At 47.9% G+C, this 9608-nt stretch carries 10 protein-coding genes; 3 read left to right on the top strand and 7 right to left on the bottom strand.

Features of this window, described 5'->3' with window-relative positions:
• Positions 1 to 131: 131 nt before the first annotated feature.
• The 5 genes from E5S67_RS07485 to fusA all read right to left on the bottom strand — a co-directional run bounded on the left by E5S67_RS07485 (position 132) and on the right by fusA (position 6218).
• Complete coding sequence (locus E5S67_RS07485) at positions 132 to 1070, bottom strand: PspA/IM30 family protein (protein ID WP_172186441.1); 939 nt, start codon at positions 1068 to 1070, stop codon at positions 132 to 134.
• A 207-nt stretch (positions 1071 to 1277) separates the two neighbouring features.
• Complete coding sequence (locus tag E5S67_RS07480) at positions 1278 to 1919, bottom strand: LON peptidase substrate-binding domain-containing protein (protein WP_172186440.1); 642 nt, start codon at positions 1917 to 1919, stop codon at positions 1278 to 1280.
• A 401-nt stretch (positions 1920 to 2320) separates the two neighbouring features.
• Positions 2321 to 2638 (bottom strand): 30S ribosomal protein S10, encoded by a 318-nt coding sequence (gene rpsJ / locus E5S67_RS07475; protein ID WP_006632193.1) that lies wholly within the window; start codon positions 2636 to 2638, stop codon positions 2321 to 2323.
• Positions 2639 to 2813: 175 nt separating this feature from the next.
• On the bottom strand, positions 2814 to 4043 hold the full coding sequence (gene tuf, locus E5S67_RS07470) for an elongation factor Tu (protein WP_172186439.1): 1230 nt from the start codon (positions 4041 to 4043) through the stop codon (positions 2814 to 2816).
• A 102-nt stretch (positions 4044 to 4145) separates the two neighbouring features.
• Positions 4146 to 6218: an elongation factor G gene (gene fusA, locus E5S67_RS07465; RefSeq protein ID WP_172186438.1), complete on the bottom strand. Its 2073-nt coding sequence runs from the start codon at positions 6216 to 6218 to the stop codon at positions 4146 to 4148.
• Between the two features lie 191 nt (positions 6219 to 6409).
• Here fusA and E5S67_RS07460 point away from each other — a divergent pair, with 191 nt between their 5' ends.
• Complete coding sequence (locus tag E5S67_RS07460; protein WP_172186437.1) at positions 6410 to 6568, top strand: hypothetical protein; 159 nt, start codon at positions 6410 to 6412, stop codon at positions 6566 to 6568.
• On the opposite strand, the gene rpsG is transcribed toward E5S67_RS07460, so the two are convergent.
• Both rpsG and rpsL read right to left on the bottom strand, forming a co-directional pair.
• On the bottom strand, positions 6565 to 7035 hold the full coding sequence (rpsG, locus tag E5S67_RS07455; protein WP_006632196.1) for a 30S ribosomal protein S7: 471 nt from the start codon (positions 7033 to 7035) through the stop codon (positions 6565 to 6567). The genes E5S67_RS07460 and rpsG overlap by 4 nt on opposite strands.
• 138 nt (positions 7036 to 7173) lie before the next feature.
• Complete coding sequence (rpsL, locus tag E5S67_RS07450) at positions 7174 to 7554, bottom strand: 30S ribosomal protein S12 (protein ID WP_172186436.1); 381 nt, start codon at positions 7552 to 7554, stop codon at positions 7174 to 7176.
• 456 nt (positions 7555 to 8010) lie between these two features.
• Here rpsL and E5S67_RS07445 point away from each other — a divergent pair, with 456 nt between their 5' ends.
• Together E5S67_RS07445 and E5S67_RS07440 are read left to right on the top strand one after the other, a co-directional pair.
• Positions 8011 to 8196, top strand: coding sequence for a hypothetical protein (locus tag E5S67_RS07445; RefSeq protein WP_172186435.1), 186 nt, complete (start codon positions 8011 to 8013; stop codon positions 8194 to 8196).
• A 224-nt stretch (positions 8197 to 8420) separates the two neighbouring features.
• Positions 8421 to 9272 (top strand): Npun_R2479 family HD domain-containing metalloprotein, encoded by an 852-nt coding sequence (locus E5S67_RS07440; RefSeq protein ID WP_172186434.1) that lies wholly within the window; start codon positions 8421 to 8423, stop codon positions 9270 to 9272.
• Positions 9273 to 9608 lie beyond the last annotated feature (336 nt).

Here is a 9608-nt window from a genome sequence, read left to right as displayed (position 1 = left end):
GGTTTTCTTTTTCACCCTCATTCTCTCCTGGCGCGGTGGCTCTAGTTCTTCTTTGGCCACCGTTCTCATCTTTGGTTAGTCTAAACTACAGAGTTTGAGATCGCGCAATATATAATCGGAGAATCCCACAACTAAGGACTAAAAAATATACTATTGACTTGGCTGAAAGTGAAATCTATTTGCTTTTGTACCCTAGCAAAATGAAGCTGCATCTTGAGGATCTCTTTCTTGGAATTAGCTTCAGTAATCTTACTTTCCAAAGCCAGCAAGTTGCGATTGAGAGTTTCTACTCGCACAGTTTGGTCGTCTAAGTCAATTTTTAGTTCTGCCGCCCGATCGAATTGAATCTGCTTGCGAACCAAGGCGAGGCGGACTGAATTTTCATCCTCTTTCTGAAGAGCTAGCAAAGCTCGCTGCTGCCACTGATTGGCTTGAGATTCAGCTTGATTGTACTGCCACTGAATGCGCAGTTGGGCGGAAATCGCGCTGCCAACAGCCTGACGCAGTTCTTTGAGAGGTTCCTGAATTTCTAAGATTAAAAGTTCCCAAAGATTCATCAGTTCGCTGGTAAATTCTTCGCGCTCTACAGAGGCTACCAATGCTTCTAACAGCAACAAATTTGGTTGTATCTGCTGCGTAATTGTCTCAAATATTAACTGTGCTTCGGACAACTCCCGATCGTGATTTTTTTCTGAGACTGCACCGGATGAGCGATCTAATATTTTTTGAGTGCTGTCTACCTCAGCTTCTGAATCTGAACTTGAAGCTACAAAAGCCTGTAATTTTTCGCGGGCGATCGAACTCAGTCTTTTTCGCAGTAAATCGCAGGCTGCCCGCTGCACTGGCCCTGTTTCGCTTTGACAAATCTGGATGACTATTTTTAAGCCTGCATCGCCGTAATTCAATGTCTCTGTCAGGGCGGCGATTCGATGTTCGATGACAGAACTAGACAGCCGGTGTTTAACTCCTGCTAGTCCGCCGAGTACGACACCGCCCACAGGAGGCGGCAGTTGACCGCCTTTAACTGCATCGTATGGTTTCGGTTGGCCGAGATTTTCTAACACAAGCATTTACTGCTATAAAGAACCTGTCCGAACCTGTGTGAAGTTAAGGATTAAACAGCTAGTAGTTCCAAAAAATCATGGAAGTGTCAGCCCGCGATCCGAACCCTTAGTTCATCAATCATTCCCAATCGAAAATCGAAAATCGTGTGATTTGTGTGTAATTCTTGCTTCAATGCAGGCAAAACCGATCGTACTTTTTCCTGCGCAAATTTGCTACTTGAGCGTATCTTTAAGTACAGTCCTCGCTGCCAAGTGATTGCGAGTAGAAGTCAAAATCTCGGTTTCGCGTTCCAATCTCGCAGCAGTATCCTGCAATTCTAAAAGAGTTTGCTGTTCTGTCGCTGCACCGTAAAGGTAGCTGGCTACCCAATAGGACAATTCGGTGGGCAAACTGGGAATGTCTTCCGGCAGGTCGATCGGCTGATCCATCAATTTGCTGGAGAGGCGAACTACATCTCTCAGCAGTTGTTCGACATCTTTTCCCAAAGGTCTCAGGTCTTTTTGCGGCGGTTCGTCTTCAATCCATTCTACTAGACCGACTAAATAGGGTTTTTCCCGAACCGCGTCGAGCACTCGGAACCGCTGCTGGCCGATAGTCATAATTTTCATGCGATCGTCGGGGAGTCGCTGACAGTGAATCACTTCGGCGCAACAACCGACGGCAGAGACTTTGTTTTGGTTGGGGTCCCACATGAGTACACCAAAACGGCGATCGCCCTCCAGAATCGTATTCATCATGATTCGATAGCGAAACTCGAAGATTTGCAGCGGCAGCGGTCTACCTGGAAATAGAACCACTTCCGGCAACGGAAATAAGGGGAGTTCGCGAACTGCTACAGAGGAAGAGGATGCCATTGTCGCTCAAAAGTGACGGTACTTGCGCTTCTTTTTCTTACTTTAACTGATTTCAGGCAATTCCGGGGCAGGAGCGATCGGGCTTTTCCGGTGGCAAGGGCATCGACGGATCGCTATCTCCCGTGCTGGCGGCTTTACAAAGGCGTTATTTCGTCAAAATGCTAAATATACCTTTTTGCTGAACTAAGTGATCCTGAAGGCGATGATAGCGACTGCTAAAGGATGGTTTTTGTAGCGCTCGCGCCTTAATTAAGAATAATTATTTAAGTTCGTGCCGGAGCTGAAATTATTGATGATTATTAACTAATAACTAATATCTAATGAGTAGGGAAATTTCAACAAAAAGAAGGAACTATTTGTTTAATCTTTGTTCCTTCTTTTCGAGTTTTCTATGAGTCAATCTACAGCTTGACTTCGATATCTACGCCGGCGGGCAAATCCAGTTTCATCAAAGCGTCAATTGTTTTGGCCGATGGCTGGTGAATGTCGATAATCCGGCGGTGCGTGCGGGTTTCAAAGTGTTCGCGAGAATCTTTGTCTACGTGGGGCGATCGCAGCAAGCAGTAAATCCGCCGTTTTGTCGGTAGGGGAATCGGGCCGATCGCTGTGGCTGCTGTGCGATTTGCTGTATCTACAATCTTTTCGCAGGATGCGTCTAGAATTCGGCGATCGAAAGCTTTGAGGCGAATGCGAATTTTTTGCTGTTGAATTGTTGCCATTTTTGTTTCTTGAATTTTCTAGGTTCAGTTTGTTTTTTGTTGTCTGTTGCCTGTTTGCAGTTGTTTTTAGGCTAACTGCTAACTGCGGACTCATCACTAATAACTAATCACTAAATAGCAGAAAAGCCTAATTTAATTTGGCGGCTTTTCTGCTATTTAAGCTGTTATCGGAGTCCTACTTGAGGATTTTGGAAACAACGCCGGCGCCGACGGTGCGGCCGCCTTCGCGGATAGCGAAGCGCATTCCTTGTTCGATCGCGATCGGGTGGATCAACTCAACAGTCATTTTAATCCGGTCACCGGGCATCACCATTTCTGCTTCAGTACCGTCATCAGCAGTGAATTGTGCGATCGTACCGGTTACGTCAGTGGTACGGACGTAGAATTGAGGGCGATAGCCAGAGAAAAAGGGCGTGTGACGGCCGCCTTCTTCCTTTTTGAGGATATAAACTTCAGATTCAAACTGAGTGTGAGGACTGATGGATTTGGGCTTGGCAATTACCATGCCTCTTTCAATATCCTCCTTTAAAATCCCCCGCAGCAGTAGACCCACGTTGTCGCCGGCTATGCCTTGTTCCAACGACTTCTGGAACATTTCCACACCAGTCACCGTAGTGTTGCGAGTGTCCTTAAGGCCAATCACTTCTACTGTTTCGCCGACTTTGATTGTGCCGCGCTCAATCCGACCAGTGGCAACAGTACCCCGACCAGTAATCGAGAATACGTCTTCAACTGCCATCAAGAAAGGCTTGTCAACTTCGCGTTCTGGGGTGGGGATGTAAGAATCTACTTCTTCCATCAGCTTGTAAATCTTGTCAACCCAAGGATTGTCGCCCTTCTTGGTCTTGGGGTTAGCAATCATCGCTTCGAGAGCTTGCAATCCCGAACCAGTCACGATGGGGATGTCATCACCCGGAAAATCGTAAGAGCTCAGGAGTTCGCGAACTTCGAGTTCGACGAGTTCCAGTAGTTCTGCGTCATCTACCATGTCTTCCTTGTTCAAGAAAACAACCAAGCTGGGAACGCCAACTTGCTTAGCCAGCAGGATGTGTTCGCGAGTTTGAGGCATGGGGCCGTCTGCTGCTGACACTACTAGGATACCGCCGTCCATTTGAGCCGCACCGGTGATCATGTTTTTCACATAGTCAGCGTGTCCGGGGCAATCAACGTGGGCATAGTGCCTATCTGTGGTTTCGTACTCGACGTGAGCAGTATTAATCGTAATACCCCGTGCTTTTTCTTCAGGCGCGGCGTCGATGTCGGCGTAGTTCTTAGCCTTTGCTTGACCTAGTGCAGAGAGAGTCATCGTAATCGCGGCGGTCAAAGTTGTTTTGCCGTGGTCAACGTGACCGATCGTACCGATGTTTACGTGGGGTTTAGTCCGTTCAAATTTTGCGCGTGCCATTCTCGATTTGTTCCTTGTTTCTTTTAGCGATTTTAGATTTTAACATTTTAGATTTTAGACTTTGGATTTCATCCAAAATCCAAAATCTAAAATTCAAAATCGTTAGTTACCTTTGTTCTTAGCGATAATGGCTTCAGCCACATTTCGCGGCACTTCTTCGTAATGGCTGAATTCCATTGTGAAGATGCCTCGACCTTGGGTTTTCGAGCGGATGTCAGTAGCGTAGCCAAACATTTCTGCTAGTGGAACTTTTACAGAAACTTTGGCAATTCCCTGATCCGTCTCTTGACCCTCGATCTGACCCCGACGCGAGTTGAGGTCGCCGATGACGTTCCCGATGTAATCTTCGGGAACTTCAACCTCTACTTTCATCATAGGCTCTAGCAGCACGGGGGACGCCTTCATCACGGCTTCTTTGATCGCCATTGAACCGGCGATCTTAAATGCCATTTCTGAGGAGTCTACGTCGTGGAAAGACCCGTCTACCATAGTAGCTTTGAGGTCAATCACGGGATATCCTGCTACAATACCTGATTCGCAGGCTTCTTTCATCCCTTGTTCTGCCGGGCCGATGTACTCTTTGGGTACAGTGCCACCAACAATTTTGGAGACAAATTCAAAGCCGCTTCCGACTTCGGTGGGTTCTAGTTCGATCACGACGTGACCGTACTGACCTTTACCGCCGCTTTGGCGGATAAATTTACCTTCGGCGCGGACGGATTTGCGAATGGTTTCGCGGTAGGCTACTTGGGGCTGACCCACGTTCGCTTCTACTTTGAATTCCCGCAGCATCCTGTCTACCAGGATTTCCAGGTGCAGTTCGCCCATGCCGGCGATGACTGTCTGGTTGGTTTCAGGGTCCACGTTAACTCGGAAGGTGGGGTCTTCTTCCGAGAGCGACTGGAGGGCTTTGGAGAGCTTCTCCATGTCTTGTTTGGTTTTGGGTTCGACAGCCACCGAGATGACTGGCTCTGGAATAAACAGAGATTCCAGAATCACTGGCGATCCTTCTTCGCTGAGGGTGTCGCCGGTGAAGGTGTCTTTCAAACCCAAGGCTGCTCCCAAGTCTCCTGCCCGCAGTTCCTCAACTTCTATCCGATCGTCGGCTTTGAGGACAATTAAGCGAGACACCCGCTCTTTTTTGTCTTTGGTGGAGTTGAGGACGTAGGTGCCTTTTTTGAGGATACCCGAGTAGACGCGAACGAAGGTCAGGCGGCCGTAGGGATCAGCCATGATTTTGAATGCCAGGGCTGACAGGGGCGCGTTGTCGTCTGCAAATCTTTCTGCTGTGTCGCCGTTGGGCAGGAGTCCTTGAATTGGGGGAACTTCCAAGGGCGACGGCAGGTAGTCGATCACTGAATCCAACAACAACTGAACGCCTTTGTTTTTGAACGCCGAACCGCAGAGCATGGGGACGATCGTGCCAGAGATCGTGCCAGCGCGCAAAGCTGCACGAATTTCTGCTTCTGTTAACTCTTCGCCTTCGAGGTATTTCTCGGTGAGGGCGTCGTTGGTTTCTGCTACGGACTCGATCAGCTTGGTGCGGTATTCTGCCGCTAGCTCTTTTACTTCATCGGGAATTTCTACTTCCTCGATGTCGGTTCCCGTGTCGTTGTTGTAGATATAGGCTTTCATTTGCACTAAGTCTACAATTCCCCGGAAGTTTTCTTCGCTGCCGATCGGGATTTGGATGGGTACGGCGTTCGCTCTCATTCGATCGCGAATTTGGCCGTAGACTTTGTAGAAGTTTGCGCCCATCCGATCCATTTTGTTGACGAACACGATCCGCGGTACTTTGTACCGATCTGCTTGTCGCCAAACTGTTTCCGATTGGGGCTGCACTCCCCCTACCGAGCAGAACACTGCGATCACTCCGTCGAGCACTCGCATCGAGCGTTCGACTTCGATCGTGAAGTCTACGTGTCCGGGAGTGTCGATGATGTTGATTTTGTAATCTTTCCAACTGGTGGTGATAGCAGCGGCAGTAATTGTAATTCCCCGCTCCCGCTCTTGCTCCATCCAGTCAGTGACTGCTGTTCCCTCGTGCACTTCACCCATTTTGTGAACCATGCCTGAATAGAACAGAATTCTTTCAGTTGTTGTTGTTTTGCCCGCGTCGATGTGGGCTGCGATGCCGATGTTGCGAGTTTTTTCTAGCGGGACGGTACGTGCCACAGCTACCTCCTTAATCTTGTGTTGCTGTTATAATACTATTATACTACACAGAAACCCTATTTTGCACTCCCAGCAAATTACAACAGTGCCTGGAGCTTCTTGTTACATTTTAATATTTTTTGCAAGATTTGTTTACAAAAATATTAAGGATGCGACATGGAGGATTCAGAGAGTGCGTGAATTTTTAGTGCGTGAATTTTGATTTTGGGAGTTTTGAGTTTGCTTGCGCGATCGGGCAACTGCGCCAAGGGAAGCAATCTCAACAATCAAAACTTACACTTGCCAATTTCTCGCCCGGTGCTTTTATACCGCACGATCGCGCTCTTCTCCATGCCCGATTTAGCAGTTAGTACCGGTAGTGAGCAAAAGCCTTGTTAGCTTCGGCCATGCGGTGTGTTTCTTCGCGCTTGCGAATGGCACTGCCTGTTTCGTTAGCTGCATCCATCAGTTCGTTGGCTAGCTTGGCTGCCATCGAGCGGCCTGTGCGGGCGCGGGCAAATCTAATCAGCCAGCGGAGGGCGAGGGTCGTACCGCGATCGGAACGCACTTCCATCGGCACTTGGTAGGTGGCGCCACCTACCCGGCGGGCTTTGACTTCGACCAGGGGTGTAGCGTTTTTGACTGCTTTTTCAAACAAGTCTAACGGTTCAGCCCCTGTGCGTTCTTGGATGGTTTTGAGGGCGTCGTAGACGATGCTGGAGGCAACGGATTTTTTGCCGTGCTGCATGATCCGTCTCACCATCATGCTTACCAACCGGCTGTTGTAGGTTGGATCTGGCGGAACAGGACGTTTTTGAATAACTGTGCGGCGAGACATAGTTCTATTGGGGATTTTTGATTTTGAATGATTGAGTTTGGGGTTTTGGAGTCATATCTCGATCTATGATGATCGAGCGTGCGATCGGCGCGATCGGATTTATTGTTGCTTCCCAACCCCGATCGGGCGAGATCCTAGTTATTTTTTCTCTTTAGGACGCTTGGCCCCGTATTTGGAACGAGCCTGCTTGCGGTCTTTGACCCCAGCGGTGTCTAATGTACCGCGAATGATGTGGTATCTAACTCCGGGCAAATCTTTTACCCGACCGCCCCGGATCATTACTACCGAGTGTTCTTGCAAGTTGTGACCGATCCCTGGGATGTAGGCTGTCACTTCAAAACCAGAGGTCAGCCGTACCCGAGCCACCTTCCGCAGCGCCGAGTTGGGTTTTTTCGGGGTGGTCGTGTACACTCTGGTGCAAACTCCGCGGCGCTGCGGGCAACTCTTGAGAGCTGGCGATTTGGTTTTTTTCTGCGTTTGTTCCCGTGCTGAACGGATGAGTTGCTGAATAGTGGGCATGAGTTACGGCATTTCTAGCTTTTTGCTGAGTATAGTGATTTAGGGGCATCCGCACTGAAAGTCCCTTCCCCTCTAGGGGGACGGGATGAATGAAAATAATTATGGGTAAGTGAGGATACCAGACTCTATATAGTACACGACTCGACTTTCTTTGGCAAGGAATTTGGCAAGGCTGTCGAACTTCTTTCCTTGGTGCCAGTTTCGACTTGCGATCTCAACGGGCAAATGATATGTGACATAATTACGATCTAAACGCAACCGTCAGGCTAATCACAGCCGTCAGCAAAATTTATGACGCTCGAAATATCGATCAAATCACCATTTGTCGGAAACGCCCATCAACTCTAGCCTGCGAGCGCATCACAGTCTCAGCATCACACTCAGGGGTCGATCGACATCACATAAAGTTATCTAAAATTGCCGGACAATAAGAAATATACATTAAGTTGACCGCAGATGACAATCAAAGCTTATATTCCTGAATATGGAATTTCCGAACTTTACTTGAACATTGGGAAATTCGGTAAAATTGATCGGAGTCAGTTGCAGCAAATTCAATACGCAATTAATTCTCACAGTTTAAAAACTTCAGACGATCGAAAAATTATCAGCAGGCTACTCTATGCAGTAAGGCGGGAATAGGTGTCAGTGATGGACTCAGTTGCTTGGGAGTTTTGAGTGCGGGCGCGAGATTGCTTCATGACTCCCCGGGCGTAGCGGCGTCCATGAGTTTTGAGATTGCCGCGCTAGCCGCGAACAACCACGGGGTGCATGAGTTGTGAGTTAAAATCTCATCCATAAAATTAGAGGTTTCTCAAATAGATTCACCGCTCTTGAAAGGCCATATTAAAGTAAAAGGACAGGGTATGTTTAATTATACAGAACTGCTGATAGAGGCTTTCATCGAACAACTTCAGGACGGGTACAGCCGCACTTACGGAGGCTACAAATCAGACTATGCTGATATTATTGGCTGGGTGGGGGCAATGGCGTTAGAAAACATCGCCAACAGCGACGCTCTTTATCACAATATAGAACACGCCATTTGCATTACCTTAGTCGGTCAAGAAATCTTGCGGGGAAAACACATTCGCAAGGGGGGAGTTTCCTGCGAAGATTGGCTGCACTTCATCATTTCTTTGCTGTGCCAAGATATTGGATATGTCAAAGGAGTTTGCCGACAAGACCAAGAAGCCGAAGGATTGTATGCTACGGGAAAAGATGGCATGAGAATTGCACTTGCTCCCGGTGCAACAGCGGCTAGCTTAGCTCCTTACCGAGTTGACAGAGCTAAATTGTTCATTGACGAGCGCTTCGGCAACCACAAGCTAATTAATGCTGAGATAATTAAGCAGAACATAGAACAAACTCGTTTCTCGGTGCTTGATGGCTACACTGACGAGGATGCAGTTAATTACTCTAGTTTAGTTCGCGGTGCTGACTTGATAGGTCAGCTCAGCAACCCGCAATATTTGCAGAAAATAGGCGCGCTGTTTTACGAGTTGGAAGAAAGCGGTGCTACTAAACTTTTGGGATACCGACATCCGGGCGACTTGCTGCAAAGCTACTCTAAGTTTTACTGGAGCGGCATTTATCCGCACATCAGTGAATCTCTCGGTTACTTGCAGTTGACGCAGGAAGGCAAACAGATTGTTGCTAGTTTGTACGCTAACATATTTCGGATGGAACACCAACGTAGCGATTCTGAGGTTGCTTGACCAAAGGGGAAGGGGAAGGCTGCAAGTTGTGAAGGCGTGAGATTGCTTTCCTAAGAATTGCTTCGCTAACATTCCTTGCTACGCTATTAAGGGGAAGGGAAAGACGCCAAGTTGTGAATGCGTAAGATTGCTTTATGAACAATCACTTCGCAAACATTCCTTGCAACGCTATTGCCGTACCTGAGTTAAAGAGTTACAAATTCCCTATTACCGAAGTGTATTCCATCTAAGATATTGCACCATTTTCAATAGGTTTTTTAGGAGCAGGCTAGAAGAGCAACGGCCCACCAGAAAACTCACTCTTTGTGGAACAGGTCGTCGGGCGTTTTAAGCAAG

Origin of the sequence: Microcoleus asticus IPMA8 (assembly GCF_013179805.1) — a bacterium.
In the GTDB taxonomy this organism is placed as follows: domain Bacteria; phylum Cyanobacteriota; class Cyanobacteriia; order Cyanobacteriales; family Microcoleaceae; genus Microcoleus; species Microcoleus asticus.
This window is presented reverse-complemented; position numbering and strand designations above follow the sequence as displayed.

Bases quoted from the DNA above. Each gene is read 5' to 3' on its own strand.
- rpsJ (WP_006632193.1), bottom strand. From the start codon at position 2,638: ATGGCAACAATTCAACAGCAAAAAATTCGCATTCGCCTCAAAGCTTTC.
- E5S67_RS07480 (WP_172186440.1), bottom strand. From the start codon at position 1,919: ATGGCATCCTCTTCCTCTGTAGCAGTTCGCGAACTCCCCTTATTTCCG.
- rpsG (WP_006632196.1), bottom strand. From the start codon at position 7,035: ATGTCTCGCCGCACAGTTATTCAAAAACGTCCTGTTCCGCCAGATCCA.
- E5S67_RS07485 (WP_172186441.1), bottom strand. From the start codon at position 1,070: ATGCTTGTGTTAGAAAATCTCGGCCAACCGAAACCATACGATGCAGTT.
- rpsL (WP_172186436.1), bottom strand. From the start codon at position 7,554: ATGCCCACTATTCAGCAACTCATCCGTTCAGCACGGGAACAAACGCAG.
- E5S67_RS07445 (WP_172186435.1), top strand. From the start codon at position 8,011: ATGACAATCAAAGCTTATATTCCTGAATATGGAATTTCCGAACTTTAC.
- tuf (WP_172186439.1), bottom strand. From the start codon at position 4,043: ATGGCACGCGCAAAATTTGAACGGACTAAACCCCACGTAAACATCGGT.
- E5S67_RS07440 (WP_172186434.1), top strand. From the start codon at position 8,421: ATGTTTAATTATACAGAACTGCTGATAGAGGCTTTCATCGAACAACTT.